16 protein-coding genes are annotated in these 13,530 nt (G+C 74.8%); 9 read left to right on the top strand and 7 right to left on the bottom strand.

Features of this window, described 5'->3' with window-relative positions; all coding sequences use genetic code 11:
* Nucleotides 1-127 precede the first annotated feature (127 nt).
* A complete protein-coding gene (locus tag M4D82_RS03745; protein ID WP_249771427.1) occupies nucleotides 128-790 on the top strand; it encodes an ABC transporter ATP-binding protein in 663 nt (220 codons plus the stop codon).
* Here M4D82_RS03745 and M4D82_RS34535 read toward each other — a convergent pair.
* On the bottom strand, nucleotides 705-1,235 hold the full coding sequence (locus M4D82_RS34535) for an STAS domain-containing protein (RefSeq protein WP_502988864.1): 531 nt from the start codon (nucleotides 1,233-1,235) through the stop codon (nucleotides 705-707). The two genes, M4D82_RS03745 and M4D82_RS34535, sit on opposite strands and share 86 nt — an antisense overlap.
* Before the next feature lie 629 nt (nucleotides 1,236-1,864).
* Between M4D82_RS34535 and M4D82_RS03740 the strand changes: the two genes are divergently transcribed.
* The gene (locus M4D82_RS03740; RefSeq protein WP_249764652.1) at nucleotides 1,865-2,287 is read left to right on the top strand and encodes a hypothetical protein; all 423 of its coding nucleotides are present in this window, start codon (nucleotides 1,865-1,867) and stop codon (nucleotides 2,285-2,287) included.
* A 27-nt stretch (nucleotides 2,288-2,314) separates the two neighbouring features.
* Here M4D82_RS03740 and M4D82_RS03735 read toward each other — a convergent pair whose 3' ends face one another.
* The 3 genes from M4D82_RS03735 to M4D82_RS03725 form a co-directional block, all read right to left on the bottom strand.
* Nucleotides 2,315-2,593, bottom strand: a complete 279-nt coding sequence (locus M4D82_RS03735; protein WP_249764651.1) for an ABC transporter permease family protein — start codon at nucleotides 2,591-2,593, stop codon at nucleotides 2,315-2,317.
* On the bottom strand, nucleotides 2,590-3,102 hold the full coding sequence (locus M4D82_RS03730) for an ABC transporter permease family protein (RefSeq protein ID WP_249764650.1): 513 nt from the start codon (nucleotides 3,100-3,102) through the stop codon (nucleotides 2,590-2,592). Before M4D82_RS03730 ends, M4D82_RS03735 begins: the two co-directional genes overlap by 4 nt.
* 92 nt (nucleotides 3,103-3,194) lie before the next feature.
* The gene (locus M4D82_RS03725; RefSeq protein WP_249764649.1) at nucleotides 3,195-3,944 is read right to left on the bottom strand and encodes a GntR family transcriptional regulator; all 750 of its coding nucleotides are present in this window, start codon (nucleotides 3,942-3,944) and stop codon (nucleotides 3,195-3,197) included.
* Nucleotides 3,945-4,210: 266 nt separating this feature from the next.
* On the opposite strand from M4D82_RS03725, the gene M4D82_RS03720 reads away from it, so the two are divergent.
* From M4D82_RS03720 to M4D82_RS03700, 5 genes are read left to right on the top strand one after another with little or no spacing between them, the layout of a single operon-like run.
* Nucleotides 4,211-5,386, top strand: a complete 1,176-nt coding sequence (locus M4D82_RS03720; protein ID WP_502988863.1) for an ABC transporter substrate-binding protein — start codon at nucleotides 4,211-4,213, stop codon at nucleotides 5,384-5,386.
* Entirely contained in the window at nucleotides 5,386-6,294 is a 909-nt protein-coding gene (locus tag M4D82_RS03715; protein ID WP_249764648.1) for an ABC transporter permease, read from the top strand. The genes M4D82_RS03720 and M4D82_RS03715 overlap by 1 nt, the downstream gene beginning before the upstream one ends.
* A complete protein-coding gene (locus tag M4D82_RS03710; protein ID WP_249764647.1) occupies nucleotides 6,282-7,148 on the top strand; it encodes an ABC transporter permease in 867 nt (288 codons plus the stop codon). Before M4D82_RS03715 ends, M4D82_RS03710 begins: the two co-directional genes overlap by 13 nt.
* A 5-nt stretch (nucleotides 7,149-7,153) precedes the next feature.
* Complete coding sequence (locus tag M4D82_RS03705; RefSeq protein ID WP_249764646.1) at nucleotides 7,154-8,248, top strand: ABC transporter ATP-binding protein; 1,095 nt, start codon at nucleotides 7,154-7,156, stop codon at nucleotides 8,246-8,248.
* The gene (locus M4D82_RS03700) at nucleotides 8,245-8,964 is read left to right on the top strand and encodes an HAD family hydrolase (protein WP_502988862.1); all 720 of its coding nucleotides are present in this window, start codon (nucleotides 8,245-8,247) and stop codon (nucleotides 8,962-8,964) included. Before M4D82_RS03705 ends, M4D82_RS03700 begins: the two co-directional genes overlap by 4 nt.
* On the opposite strand, the gene M4D82_RS03695 is transcribed toward M4D82_RS03700, so the two are convergent.
* Nucleotides 8,922-9,401 carry a hypothetical protein gene (locus M4D82_RS03695; RefSeq protein WP_249764645.1) on the bottom strand — a complete coding sequence of 160 codons (480 nt, stop codon included), beginning with the start codon at nucleotides 9,399-9,401 and terminating at the stop codon, nucleotides 8,922-8,924. The genes M4D82_RS03700 and M4D82_RS03695 overlap by 43 nt on opposite strands.
* A gap of 153 nt (nucleotides 9,402-9,554) precedes the next feature.
* Here M4D82_RS03695 and M4D82_RS03690 point away from each other — a divergent pair, with 153 nt between their 5' ends.
* Nucleotides 9,555-10,646: a DUF2330 domain-containing protein gene (locus M4D82_RS03690; protein WP_249764644.1), complete on the top strand. Its 1,092-nt coding sequence runs from the start codon at nucleotides 9,555-9,557 to the stop codon at nucleotides 10,644-10,646.
* Between the two features lie 9 nt (nucleotides 10,647-10,655).
* Nucleotides 10,656-11,519: an alpha/beta fold hydrolase gene (locus tag M4D82_RS03685; protein WP_249764643.1), complete on the top strand. Its 864-nt coding sequence runs from the start codon at nucleotides 10,656-10,658 to the stop codon at nucleotides 11,517-11,519.
* A gap of 51 nt (nucleotides 11,520-11,570) precedes the next feature.
* On the opposite strand, the gene M4D82_RS03680 is transcribed toward M4D82_RS03685, so the two are convergent.
* Together M4D82_RS03680 and M4D82_RS03675 are read right to left on the bottom strand one after the other, a co-directional pair.
* The gene (locus tag M4D82_RS03680; protein ID WP_249764642.1) at nucleotides 11,571-12,419 is read right to left on the bottom strand and encodes an ATP-grasp domain-containing protein; all 849 of its coding nucleotides are present in this window, start codon (nucleotides 12,417-12,419) and stop codon (nucleotides 11,571-11,573) included.
* The gene (locus M4D82_RS03675; RefSeq protein WP_249764641.1) at nucleotides 12,416-13,330 is read right to left on the bottom strand and encodes an ATP-grasp domain-containing protein; all 915 of its coding nucleotides are present in this window, start codon (nucleotides 13,328-13,330) and stop codon (nucleotides 12,416-12,418) included. Before M4D82_RS03675 ends, M4D82_RS03680 begins: the two co-directional genes overlap by 4 nt.
* Between the last annotated feature and the right edge of the window lie 200 nt (nucleotides 13,331-13,530).

The following is a 13,530-nucleotide window of genomic DNA, read 5'->3' as shown; positions in this document are numbered from 1 at the left end:
GCAGCAGCGGGACACCAGCACGGACGCCAGCACGGACGCCGCGGCCGGGGAGGCCGGGGAGGCCGGCGCGGACATCACGGCCGGTGCGGCCGGCACGGACCCGGCCGGGAACGGCGCCGCGGCCCCGATGGTCGTCGTCCGCGACGTCCGCCGCAGCTTCGGCTCCGGCGAACGGACCGTACACGCCCTGCGCGGCGTCTCGTTCGAAGCCCGCAAGGGCGAACTCACCGCGCTCAAAGGCCGATCGGGCTCCGGCAAGACCACCCTGCTCAACGTCGTCGGCGGACTCGACGCCCCGACCGCCGGCGCCGTCGAGGTCGACGGCACCGACCTGGCCACACTGGACGAGAGCGGCCGGCTGCGGATGCGCCGGGAGCGGATCGGCTTCGTCTTCCAGTCGTTCGGGCTGATCCCCGTGCTCACCGCCGCCGAGAACGTCGGCGTCCCGCTGCGCATGCGCAAGGTGCCCGCCCGGCGGCGCGAGGAGCGCGTCCGTACCCTCCTGGCCCTGGTGGGCCTCGCCGACCACGCGGAGCAGCGCCCCGGAGAACTCTCCGGCGGCCAGCAGCAACGCGTCGCCGTGGCCCGCGCACTGGCCAATGAGCCCGCCCTGATCATCGCGGACGAGCCCACCGGCCAGCTGGATTCCGAGACGGGCCGCTCGATCATGACGCTGCTGCGCGCGGTGGTGCGCAGCGAGGGCGTCACCGCCCTGGTGGCCACCCACGATCCGGAACTGATGCGACTCGCCGACCGCGTGGTGGAGTTGCATGACGGACGGATCGTCTGAGGGCCCGCTGCGAGAGGCTCAGCAGGAGCCGGAACGGCCGGGAGGTGGCGGCCGGTTCCCAGGTGCGCCCGGACCGGGCCCAGCGCTCCAGGACGTGCAGCAGGGCGGAGTCGCAGAAGGTCACGTGGGCCGCGTCGAGGACGAGGCGCCGGGCGCCGCGGGCGGCCGCTTCGTCGAGCAGGCAGTGCAAGGGGGCGCAGGTGTAGTGGTCGAAGTCCCCGGCCAGCGTGAGGGCGAGGACACCGTCACGGAGCGTGGACCATATCCGGGAGGGCGGGGCCGACGGGTCCGACAGGACCGTCGGGGGCGTCGGGTCGAGTGGCCGCGGTGGCTCGGCCGGTCCGAGGGGGCCGGTGGGCGCGATCGGGCCGGTGGGTCCGAGGGGGCCGGTCGCGCCGGCCTTGGGCAGTATCGGGACGCTCGTCGCGTCTATGGGGCTGTTCACGCGCCCTCCAACGGCCCCCGCCTCGAGCGGGCACCGGCCGCGTCGCCCACTTCACCCGCGTGGGGCGCTGCGCTGATCCGTTCCGGCGATCTTCCTCACTCATGCGGGTACCCGCCGCGCCGAGGGGTGCCCGACCGGCGGCGCGCGGGGCGAGCGCGGTCCCCCGTAGTCGGGCGGACATGACGGACAGTGGGGCGCGTGGACGCGGATGCGGATCTGGAGGCGCTGGTCGAGGGGCTGTACGCGGCCCACCCGGCCGGTTTCACGGCAGCGCGCGACACGGCCGCCGCGCGGGCGAAGAAGGCCGGGGACGCCGAGGCGGCGCGGCGCATCGCGGCGCTGCGCCGGCCGACGCTGGCCGCCTGGGCGTCGAACGTGCTGGTGCGGGCCAAATCGGAGGAGGTCGAGCAGTTCCTCCAGCTCGGGCAGGCCCTGCGGGAGGCGCACCGCTCCCTGGACGGCGAGCGACTGCGCAGCCTCTCGCACCAGCAGCACGTGGTGATCGGGGCCCTCGCCCGCGAGGCCGTGCGGCTGGCCGAGGAGGCCGGGACGACGGTGTCCGAGGCGGTCGAACGGGAAGTGGAGCAGATCCTTCGCACGGTGCTGGCCGATCCCGACGCGGCGCGGGAGTGGGCCTCAGGGCGGCTCGTGCGGGCTCCCTCGCCGGTGTCGCGCTTCCCGGCGGTCGACCCGCAGGCGGCGGCGCCGATCCGCCGGGCGCGTCGCGAGGAGAAGGCGGCGCGCCCGCCCGCCCCGACGGCCCACGAGGACCGGGCCGCCGAAGCGCGGGCCGCCGAGGCGCGGGCGCGCGCCGAGCGGGCCGCGGGGACCTCGCCGCCGCCGAGGAGGAGCTGCGCGCGGCCGAGGAGGAGCTGCGGGACGCGGTCGCCCGCGCCGCCGAGGCGGACGCCGTCGTGGCGCGCCTGGAGGCGGAGGCCGAGGAGGCGCGGGGCGAGCGCGACCGGGCGTACGAAACGCTCGCCCGTGCGCGGGCCCGCCACCGGGAAGCCGAGACCCGCCACCGCGAGGCCACCCGCGCGGCCGCCGGTTGACGGGCGCCCAGCGTGCCGCCCGGCGCCCTACTCGGTGCGCAGCACGCTCGCGATCGTCGTCCGGACGGCCGAGCGGGCCGGGACCAGCGCGCCGAGGACGGCGATGGCCACACCGGCCGGCAGGAGCACGGCCGGCTGCGGCGCGTGCCAGACGTCCTTCATGGACTCCGGGAAGGTCACCCACCCGACGTGGTCCACGACCAGCCGGTGCGCCGCCATGCCCAGGGGGATGCCCACCAGGCCGCCGACGGCGCCCACCCCCGCCACCGAGGACACCGTCATCGCCACCACCTGGCGCGGGGTCATGCCGATCGACTCAGCATCCCGAGGTCGCGGCGGCGCTCCCGGATGTTCAGCATCACGGTGTTGAAGACGCCGAGTGAGGCCACGGTCGTCAGCAGGATCGTGAACACCGTGGCGAAGCCGACCACGGTCACGGTGGGCGCGCTGCTCCAGCCGGTCGGCCGCGCCCGCAGTCCCGGGTCGAGGGCCTCGACCGCGTCCGCGTAGGCGCGGGCGTCGGATCCGGGGGCGAGGCGTACGGCGTACTCGATGGCCCGCGTTTCGGGGGAGAGCCGGGTCAGGGTCTCCCAGGACGTCGCCAAGGCGCGCGAGTCGCTGTCGATCAGCTCGCCGACGACCGTCCCGGAGACCCGGCGTCCGTTCAGCTCCAGGGTGACGCCGTCGCCGACGGCCAGCCCGCGCTGCGTCAGGAAGCCGCCTCCGGCGATGATCTCGCCCGCCGCCCGGGGCAGCCGGCCCTCGGCGAGCCGGTCGGCGCAGGAGTCGAGGTCGCGCGAGACGGGTCTCGTCACCCCGGGCGCCGCCCCAAGCGTCACTCCGCCGCCGGAACCGGGCCGCCCCTGACGGCGTCGTAAGCCCCGCCCGGCTCGGAGGCTTCCGCCCGTCAGAGTTCCGTGCCCGGGTGGCGTTCCAGGGGGGCGGCTACTGCCGAGTTGCTCACACTGAAGGTGACGCTGCCGGCGCGGTAGCGGTCGTCGGACCACTCGATCGGCCGACCCGTGCGGGTCGTGGAGACGTGCCGCTGGCGCAGCAGCGGGCTGCCGCGGCGGATCTCCAGCAGTCGGGCGTCCTCGCTGCCCGCCGGGAGGGCGTCGATGAGGTGCTCCCCGTAGTGGGCGACGACCCCGGCCTCCTCGGCCAGGCTGTCCATCACCGAGTGGCAGTCCGGCGCCAGCCCCTCGACGACCTCCGCCACCCAGTCGGCGTACGCGGTGCGCTCGACCATCGTGGGTTCCCCGTCGAGGGTGCGCAGTCGCAAGGCGGCGAGGATCTCGGTGCCGGGGGCCAGCGCGAGGCGTTCCGCCTCCTCGGCCGTCGCCGGCCGCCGGGCGCGTGACAGGAAGTGGCTGCGCACCTCGTGGCCCACCCCGTCGGCCCATTGCGCGAAGCTGTTCAACTCGCCGAAGCTGTGCCGGCGTTCATGGCGCAGAACGATCCTTCGGGCGCCCTGGCTGGAGCCGATGAGCCCCTCGGCGGCGAGCGTGGCGACCGCCTGGCGGACCGTGCCGCGCGAGGCGGACCAGCTCGCCGCCAGGTCGCTCTCCGAGGGCAGCCGCGCGCCCACCGGGTACTCGCCGGACAGGATCGCCCGCCGCAGCCCCTCCGCGATCTCCAGATATCGGACCGTACCCATGCCGTTCCCCCTCGCCGAGACGCACCTCGAACCGTCCGGCCGCGTTGGCCTCGATCATCATCGATGATCATCCGGGCGCTCCTGTCACGACCCCTTTCGGTCATTCTCGTCTCTTCCCCGAGCCGTGCTCCACGGTCAAGGCCCCGTTCACCGTCCGTACAGCGGGGCCGGGCGAACTGGGGTCAACTTGTTCAGACAAGTGATCCGGCTTCACGATCGCCCCTCTCCATCACCCTCGTCATCACCCCTCGTCTCCGGGAGAGACCGTGCTCAGTTCCACCGCCCGCCGTGGCGCGGCCGTACTGCTCGGCGCCGCCGTCCTGACCACGCTCAGCGCGTGCGGCGCAGCGCCCGACGCGCAGCAGCCGGCCGGCGCCGCCTCCGGCGACGCCAAGGGCAAGGCCCAGCCGGGCACCGCCGCCTCCGTCGCCGACCTCGGCGGCATGGACGCGCTCGTCGCGGCCGCCGAGAAGGAGGGGGAACTCAATGTCATCGCCCTGCCGCCGGACTGGGCGAACTACGGCGAGATGCTCAAGGCCTTCCAGGCGAAGTACCCGAAGATCAAGGTCAACAGCGAGAACCCGGACGCCTCCAGCGCCGACGAGATCGCCGCCGTCAAGTCCCGCAAGGGCCAAAAGCGGGCCCCCGATGTCCTCGACCTGGGCATCGCCTTCGCCCGCAGCGGCGCCGCCGAGAACCTCTTCGCCCCCTACAAGGTCACCGCCTGGGACAAGATCCCCGCCTCCCAGAAGGACGCCGACGGTCGCTGGTACAACGACTACGGCGGCTACGTCTCCATCGGCTGCGACGCCGCCCGCGTCAGCACCTGCCCGCAGACCTTCGCGGACCTGCTGAAGCCCGAGTACAAGGGCAAGGTCGCCCTCAACGGCAACCCGACCAAGTCCGGCTCCGCCTTCGGCGGCGTCTACGCGGCCGCCCTCGCCAACAAGGGTTCCTTCGCCGACATCCAGCCCGGCATCGACTTCTTCGGGCAGCTGAAGAAGAGCGGCAACTTCATCCCCGTCGAGTCCACCCCCGCCACCGTCGAGAAGGGCGAGACGCCCATCTCGATCGACTGGGACTACCTGAACGCCGGCTACGCCGAGCAGTTCAAGGGCAAGGGCGTCGACTGGAAGGTCTCCGTCCCCTCCGACGGCGTCTACGCGCAGTACTACTCGCAGGCCATCAACAAGGACGCCCCGCACCCGGCGGCCGCCCGTCTGTGGATGGAGTTCCTCTACAGCGCCGAGGGCCAGAACATCTGGCTGGGGGGGCACGCCCGCCCCGTGCTGCTGCCCGTCATGACGCAGGACGGGACCGCCGACAAGGACGCCGTGGCCAAGCTCCCGCAGGTCCAGGGCACCCCGTCCTTCCCGGCGTCCGCCGAGCTGGACAAGGCCAAGGCCACGCTCGCCGAGAAGTGGGACAAGGCCCTCAGCTGATGTCCGCCCCGACCACCGCCCCCCGCCCGACGGGGACCGCCGGCGGCGCCACCGCGCGCCGCCGGCGGCGCGGCCCGCGCACCTGGCTCGCCGCCCTCCCCCTCCTCACCTTCACCGGGCTCTGCTTCGGACTCCCGCTCGGCGCCATCGCCTTCGGAGCCGTCACCCGCACCGACCCGACCACCGGCGCCACCGCCGTCACGGGCGAGCACCTCGCCCGCTCCCTCCAGGGCCCCTACCTCGGCTCGCTCGTCGGCAGCGTCCAGCTCTCCGCGCTGACCGCCTTCCTGGGCGGACTGCTCGGCGTGCTGATCGCCCAGGCCCTGGTCACCTCGCGCTCCACCGCCCTGCGCGGCGCGGCCCTGACCGCCTCCGGCGTCCTCGCGAACTTCGGCGGCGTGCCGCTGGCCTTCGCGTTCATCGCCACCGCGGGCATCTCCGGAGTCCTCACCCAGCTCGCCGACCTCACCGACCTCGGCTGGAACCTGTACTCCTTCACCGGCCTCACCGTGGTGTACCTGTACTTCCTCACCCCGCTGATGGTGCTCGTGATCGTCCCGGCGCTGGACGGGCTGCGCCCGCAGTGGCGCGAGGCCGCCCGCAACAACGGGGCCACCGGCCGGCAGTTCTGGCGCCACGTCGGTCTGCCGGTGCTCGCGCCGTCCCTGCTCGGCGGGTTCGTCCTGCTCTTCGGCACCGCCTTCGCCGCGCACGCGACGGCGGCGGCCCTGGTCGGCGGCTCCGTGCCCCTGGTCACGCTGAAGATCGCGGACGCCCTCTCCGGCAACGTGCTCACCGGCCAGGAGAACGTGGCGCTCGCCCTCGGCCTCGACATGATCCTGATCGCCGGCCTCGTCATGGCGGTCTACCTGCCCCTCCAGCGACGGAGCGCCCGATGGCTGCGATGACCCCGATCCGGCGCTCCCGCCCCCGGCCCCGCGTGTGGCGCGGAGCCGTACTGGCGCTCGCCGGCGCGTACTTCCTCCTGCCGCTGCTCGCCTCCTTCGTGTTCACCGTGCACGTCCCCGGCCAGGGCGTCTCCTTCGCGGCGTACACCGAACTCCTCGGCGCCGAAGGGTTCACCGAGAGCCTCCTGCTCTCCCTGGGCCTGGCCGCCGCCACCATCGCGCTGTCCCTGCTGCTCGCCGTGCCCGCGCTGGTCGCCGTACGCCTCGGAGCGCCGCGCCTGGCCGCCGTCGTGGAGGTGATGTGCATGCTGCCGCTGGTGGTGCCGCCCATCGCCCTGGTCACCGGCATCACGACCGTGCTCCGCTGGGGACCGGAACACCTCTCGCGGACCCCGCTCTACCAGACCTTCCTGGCCGTGCAGGACGAGGACTTCCCCGTCGTCCTCGTCCTCGCCTACACGGTGCTGGCCCTGCCGTTCGTGCACCGCTCCCTCGACGCCGGACTGCGCGCCGTCGACGTACCGACCCTGGTCGAGGCCGCCCGCAGCTGCGGCGCGAGCTGGCCCCACGTCGTCCTGCGCGTGCTGATCCCGAACCTGCGGGCCTCGCTGGCCGGCGCCGCGTTCCTCACCCTGGCCCTGGTGCTCGGCGAGTTCACCATCGCCTCGCTGCTCGGCTTCCGGCCCTTCGCCGTGTGGATCGTCTCCATCTCCGGCGCCCAGGCCCGGATGTCGGTGGCCGTGTCCATCCTCAGCCTGCTCATCACCTGGCTGCTGCTGCTCCTCCTCTCGCGGGCCGGAACCACCCCCACCACGGTGTCCCCGGCCCCCGCCACCTCCCGCAAGGAGTCCTGACCCCCATGTCCACGACCCTTCCCGCGGCCCGGAAGCCGGCGTCCGACGCGTCCCCCGAGGGCGCCCGCGTCGAATTCCGGTCCCTGCGCCGGGCGTTCGGCTCGACCGTCGCCCTCGACGGCCTCGACCTGACCGTGGAACCCGGCGAACTCCTCGCCCTGCTCGGCCCCTCGGGCTGCGGCAAGACCACCGCCCTGCGCGTGGTCGCGGGCTTCGAGACCGCCGACTCCGGCGAGGTCCTCGTCGACGGCCGGGACATCACCGCCGTCCCCGCGCACCGCCGCGACGCCGGGATGGTCTTCCAGTCGTACAGCCTCTTCCCCCACCTCAGCGCCCGCGACAACGTGGCCTTCGGCCTGCGCGTACGCAAGGTCCCCGCCGCGCGCCGCCGCGAGCGCGCCGCCGAACTCCTCGACCTGGTCGGCCTGCCCGAGCACGGCGACCGCTACCCGCACCAGATGTCCGGCGGCCAGCAGCAGCGCGTCGCGCTCGCCCGCGCCCTGGCCCTGCGCCCGCGCGTCCTGCTGTTGGACGAGCCCCTCTCCGCGCTGGACGCGAAGGTACGGGCCACCATGCGCGAGGAGATCCGCCGCCTCCAGCTGTCGCTGGGCATCACCACCGTGTTCGTCACCCACGACCAGGAGGAGGCCCTGTCCATGGCAGACCGGGTCGCCGTGCTCAACGCCGGTCGGCTGGAGCAGTGCGCGGCCCCGGCGGAGCTCTACGAACGTCCCGCGACGCCGTTCGTCGCCGAGTTCGTCGGCACCATGAACCGGCTCCCCGGGCGGCTCACCGCCGCCGGTCGCGTCGAGGTCGCCGGGCGCACCCTGCCCGTCGACGGCCGGGCCCCGCAGGGCCCGGACGTGGAGGTCCTCGTCCGACCAGAGAACCTGACCGTCGCCGGCGACCCCGACGGCGAGGCGACGGTGGTGTCGGCCTCCTTCCTCGGCGCTGTCACCCGTCTCCACCTGGACCTGCCCGGCGGCGTCCGCGTCAAGGCCGACGTGGCCTCGCGGGACGCGGGCGCGCTGGCGCCGGGCGCGCGGGCCACCGTAGGCCTGACCGAACGGCCCGTCCTCGTCGTGGAGAAGGCCGCGTGAGCGACGCCGCCCGCGACGCGGCCGCCGCCGTCCCCGGCGTGCGCGCCGTGCTCTTCGACATGGACGGCACCCTCGTCGACACCGAAACGCTGTGGTGGCTGACCACCGAGAAGATCGCGGCCGGACTCGACCACCGCCTCGGACCGGCGGACGCCCCCGAGGTCGTCGGCCGCGCCGTCTCCGACACGGCGGCCCACCTCGTACGGGTCGCCGGCCACGGCGACCTCGACGCGGTCGCGGCCGCGCTCACCGAGGACTTCTTCCGCCGGGTCGACGCCGGAGCCCCGCCGCGCCCCGGCGCGCGGGCCCTGCTGACCGCCCTGGCCGCGCGCGGGGTGCCGTTCGCCCTGGTCAGCGCCTCACCGCGGGTGGTGGTCGACGCGGTCGTGGGCGGCGCGCTCGCCGACGTCCCCTTCGTCTTCACCCTCTCGGCGGACGACACCCCCCGCACCAAACCGCACCCCGACCCGTACCGCGAGGCCGCCGCCCGACTGGGCCTCGACCCCGCGCAGTGCGTCGCCGTCGAGGACTCCCCGGACGGCGCCGCCTCCGCCGAGGCGGCGGGCTGCGCGGTGCTGGTGGTGCCCTCGCTGCTGGAGGTGCTGCCCTCGGCGGCGCGTACGTTCGCGCCCTCCCTGGAGGAGGTCACCCCGGACACGATGTCCGCGATGGCTCAGGCGCACAGCTCGATGATGTCCAGGATGCCGTCGACGTAGGCGGCGGTCGTCGTGCCGGGCCGGGCGCCGAGCCCGGACCGCAGGTGGGGAAGGCCGGCCCGGACGTGGGCGGCGCACTGCCCGTACAGGCCCGCCTCGTACGCGGTGCCGTCGTCCTCCGCGCTCAGCAGGGACAACAGCGTCCACAGCAGGGCGTCGCGCGTCGACTGGCGCGGCGGCCCGGCCGACCACACCGCCATCAGCACCCCGCAGGCCGCCGGCGCCGGCGGCCAGAGCCGGGTGCCGGTGAACACGTGCCCCTGGAGCGCGTGGAAGGCCGCCGGGTGCCCCTCGGCGGCGTCCCACAACATGTCCGCGAGGTGCCCCGCCGGGCGGCCACAGCCGCACACCAGCCCGGCCCAGTCGTGGCGCGCGATCTCGGCCCCGACCGCGTCGGGCACCAGGGGGCTGCTGCGGGGCTTGTCCGTCCCTCTCATGGGGCTCAAGTATGGGAGCGGGCGCTCCGCCCGGTCGAGCGGGCCACGCCCCATCGGAGGGTGAAGCCGCGGGCAGGTCTCGAACGGGCCTTCGCGGTGCGCCCGTGCGCCCGGAACCGGATCGCCGCCCTCCTCGTCTGAGACCGCGTGTGGATGAAGAGAAGGATCCTGGCCCTGCTGTTCGCGCTGCTCGCTACCCAGGTGGGCGCGCTCGTCAACCCCGCCTACGCGTGCGGCTGCGGGGCGATGGTCCCCGACGCGTCGTCGCGGATCGGCGTCGACCGCGAGACCTCCGTCGTGCGCTGGGACGGCCGCACCGAAGAGATCGTGATGCGGTTCACCGTCGGCGGCGACGCCCTGCGCGCGGCCTGGATCATGCCGGTGCCGGGGCGGGCGAGCGTGGAGTTGGGGGACCCGGCGCTGTTCTCCCAACTCGCGGAGCTCATCCGCCCCGAGCGCCGCGTCCGCACCTACTTCTGGCCCCGGAACAACGACTGGCCCTTCTCCGCCGCCGGCGTCGACGGCGCGGGCGCCATGGCGCCCGGCGCGGCCGCCCCCTCGGTCGGCGTCGTCGGCCGCGAACGCCTCGGCGACTTCGACGTGGCCCGGCTGACCGCCACCGACCCCGACGCCCTGCGCACCTGGCTGGAGGACAACGGCTTCCGTCTCCCCGACCGGCTCGCCGTCGAACTGCGGCCCTACGTCGACAGCGGGTGGGAGTACGTCGCCGTCCGCCTCGCCCCGCGCGAGCCCGGCCGGCCGCTGCGCGGCGAACTCGACCCGCTGCGCATCCGCTTCGACAGCGACCGCCTCGTCTACCCGATGCGGCTGTCCCGCCTGGCCCGTACTCCGCAGTCGCTCGGCCTGTTCGTCCTCGCCGACCATCGGATGGAGCCACGCTCCGCGATCGGCGGGAACCGGCCCGAGGTGACCTTCGCCGGCTCCCTCACCACCGACGGCGCCCTCGCCGACCTCACCGGCGGGCCCCGGCGGGTGTTCCTGACCGCGATCGACCAACGCTTCCCCGACCCCGCCCGCATCGACGCCGACCACGAACTGCGCGCCACCGCCAAGGACACCCCGTACCGCCGCGTCGTCTACCGCAACGAACTCCTCACCGTCGGCGGCGTCCCCGTGTGGCTGCCCACGGTGGCGGCCCTCCTGCTCGCGGGAGGGGTCGCCGCCTTGCGTCTACGCCGCCGCCGCGCCCGAATCCGGTTGATCGCCCCGCCCGCCGGCCCGTAGATTCCGCCCGTGCACACCTACACCGCCGCCGACGGCACCCGACTCGCCTACCGCCTCCACGGGACGGGCGACCCCCTCCTGTGTCTGCCGGGCGGCCCCATGCAGGCCTCCGCCTACCTCGGTGATCTCGGCGGGCTGTCCGCCCACCGGCAGCTCGTCGTCCCCGATCTGCGGGGCACCGGGGCCTCCCAGGCCCCCGAGGACCCCGCCGGCTACCGGTGCGACCGGCTCGTGGACGACGTGGAGGCCCTGCGCGAGCACCTCGGCCTGGACACCGTCGACCTGCTGGGCCACTCCGCCGGCGCGAACCTGGCCGTCCTCTACGCCGCCCGCCACCCGGAGCGCGTCGCCACCCTCACCCTGGTCACTCCCAGCGTCTTCGCCGTGGGCATCCCGATCAGCGGCGAGCTGCGCCTGGAGACCGTACGGGCGCGACGGGCGGAGTTGCCGGCCGCGTACGCCGCCCTGGAGGAACTCGTCGCCGGTCGCGCGACGGCGGACACCTGGCAGGCCATCGCCCCCTTCATGTACGGACGCTGGGACGAGGCCGCCCGCGCCCACCAGGCCGCCGAGGACGGCCAGAAGAACCACGAGGCCGCGGCGCTCTTCGCGGCCGACGGCGCCTTCGACCCGGACGCCACCCGCGCCGCGCTAGCCCGGCTCGACGTACCGGTCCTGCTGCTCGCCGGCGAGGTCGACCTCGCGGCCCCGCCGCCCGCCGTGGCCGCGTACGCGGAGCTCTTCCCGACCGCCGAAGTGAGCGTCCAGCCCGGGGCCGGCCACTTCCCGTGGCTGGACGACGCGGAACGTTTCACCGCCGCCCTCGCGGCCTTCCACGGGCGAACGAGCCCCCCGATCGCGGCCATCCCCTAGGGGTGTCGTCAACTCCCTCCCCCAGCTACCGCTGGGACGTGCCCCCGGGCCCTACGGGCGGCCGACGCCACTTTGACGACGCCCCCTGGCCGCGGGCAGCCGCGCGGCGCGGGCGGCCCGGTCCAGGGCCAGGGCCGCCAGGGCCTCGGGGGCTCCCGGCTGGTCGCGGATGCCGGGGAAGGCGTTGACGTCCACGATGAGCGGACCGGCGGCGCCGGTGTCCACGAAGTCGACCCCGTAGACGTCCAGGTCGAAAGCGGCGCCGACGCGCAGGGCCAGGTCGGCCCAGGCGTCCGGCAGGCGGACGCCGCAGCGTTCGGGCGCGCCGTCGGCCGGGGCCAGTTCGGAGCGGCGCAACCCCGCGAAGACGCGGTCGCCGACCACCCACACCTTGTGGTCCCAGCCGTTGTTGGGGGCGAACGCCTGGACCACCACCGGCTCGTCGGCCCACGCCGACGCCAACTCCCGCAGCCCGGCCGGGTCGTCGACCCGCGCCACGAGATCGGCCTTGCGGCTGTGTCGGCTCTTGACCACCATCGGCCACGGCAGCCCCGGCGCCGACTCCAGTCGCGCCGCCGCCTCGAAGGTACGGGTGGCCGCGAAGGGCAGCCCGGCCCGGCGGGCCGACCCGGCCATCCCGGTACGGTCCTGGCAGCGTGCGGTCGCCGCCGCCGAGTTCAGTACGGGCGCTCCGCGCCGCTCCAGCTCCCGCGCCAGCTCCAACGCCGAAGCGGTGCGGGCCTTGAGCAGGTACACGTCGGCCGGGGCGCCGGCCGGCGCGGCGGCGGCGCCCGCCCGGGGGTCCGACACCTCCACCGTGTGCCCGTCACCGGCGAGCAGCGCGGCGGTGGCCGCCAGCACCGGATGTCCGGGGTCCGGGGTGATCAGGCCGATCCTCACGCCCCGTCCCCCGCGCCCGCCTGCACCTGCGCCGCGAGGGAGACCGGCAGGGGAGCGCGGTGGGGTACGACGGCCACGCGCGCGGTCGGGGTGCGCCGGCCGCCCGTGCGGGCGAGCTCCAGGACGGCGCGGGCCACGCGCGCCGCCGCGTCCGGGACCTGACGGAAGCTCGGGAAGTCGTTCACGTCGACCACCACCGGCCCGTCGGGCCCGAGCAGCACGTCGACCCCGTACAGGTCCAGCCCGTAGACCTCCCCCACCCGCGAGGCGATGGCGGCCACCTCGCGCGGCAGCGGCACCCGGCGCTCGCGGACCCCGGAGCCGGGGTGCAAGGGGGAGCGACGCTCGGTCGCGAAGAGTTCCCCGTCGACGCAGTACACCTTGACGTCGGTCCCGGAGTTCGGGACGTACGGCTGGGCGATGAGCATGCCCTCGCCCGCGAGGAGGGGCAGCAGGGCGGCGAGCCGGTCGGGGGAGGGCAGCAGGTGCACGGACCGGCCGGAGCTGCCGTCGGCGGGCTTGACGACGAGGGGGTACTCCTCGGCGGGTATCTCCGCGAGGAGTTCGGGCCGGGCGGCGGCGTACGTCGCCGGCTGGGGCAGGCCGTGGGCGTGGCCGATGGCGGCGGCCAGCGCCTTGTCGCGGACGCCCCGGATCGCGCGGGCGTCGTTGACGGTGGCGGCGCCGGCGGCCGCGGCGGCCTCCAGGAGGGTCAGGCCCGGTCCGCCGGAGACGGTCTTGAGGACCCAGGCGTCGTGCGCGCCGGCCCGGACGACCTCGGCCATGCGCAGCAGCGAGCCGCCGGGACGGACCACGTCGACCCGGTGGCCCCACGCCGTCAGCTGCCCGATCACCTCGTTCGGCATGCCGTCACGGCGGTAGTGCTCCTCCACCAGGAAGCAGAGCCTCATGGTCTTCCCCAACTTTCCCGGACGTCCTCCGCCGATCCCGTCCGGCGAGTTGTGACGACACAGGATGCCACGGCATAGCCCCGAAACCGCGCCAGAAGCAACCGAAGTGGGCGCTACACAGCGTGATATCGCCGCGATATTCGCCAAGGTCTTTCCGAAACGATCAACAATCCTCTTATAGTTGTGCCTCGTTGCCACAG

Source organism: Streptomyces sp. RerS4 (assembly GCF_023515955.1).
In the GTDB taxonomy this organism is placed as follows: Bacteria; Actinomycetota; Actinomycetes; order Streptomycetales; family Streptomycetaceae; genus Streptomyces.
This window is presented reverse-complemented; position numbering and strand designations above follow the sequence as displayed.

Excerpts from the sequence above, each read along its gene's own strand:
- M4D82_RS03695 (WP_249764645.1), bottom strand. The coding sequence starts at position 9,401 with ATGAGAGGGACGGACAAGCCCCGCAGCAGCCCCCTGGTGCCCGACGCG.
- M4D82_RS03715 (WP_249764648.1), top strand. The coding sequence starts at position 5,386 with ATGTCCGCCCCGACCACCGCCCCCCGCCCGACGGGGACCGCCGGCGGC.
- M4D82_RS03710 (WP_249764647.1), top strand. The coding sequence starts at position 6,282 with ATGGCTGCGATGACCCCGATCCGGCGCTCCCGCCCCCGGCCCCGCGTG.
- M4D82_RS03690 (WP_249764644.1), top strand. The coding sequence starts at position 9,555 with ATGAAGAGAAGGATCCTGGCCCTGCTGTTCGCGCTGCTCGCTACCCAG.
- M4D82_RS03745 (WP_249771427.1), top strand. The coding sequence starts at position 128 with ATGGTCGTCGTCCGCGACGTCCGCCGCAGCTTCGGCTCCGGCGAACGG.
- M4D82_RS03735 (WP_249764651.1), bottom strand. The coding sequence starts at position 2,593 with ATGACCCCGCGCCAGGTGGTGGCGATGACGGTGTCCTCGGTGGCGGGG.
- M4D82_RS03725 (WP_249764649.1), bottom strand. The coding sequence starts at position 3,944 with ATGGGTACGGTCCGATATCTGGAGATCGCGGAGGGGCTGCGGCGGGCG.
- M4D82_RS03675 (WP_249764641.1), bottom strand. The coding sequence starts at position 13,330 with ATGAGGCTCTGCTTCCTGGTGGAGGAGCACTACCGCCGTGACGGCATG.
- M4D82_RS03705 (WP_249764646.1), top strand. The coding sequence starts at position 7,154 with ATGTCCACGACCCTTCCCGCGGCCCGGAAGCCGGCGTCCGACGCGTCC.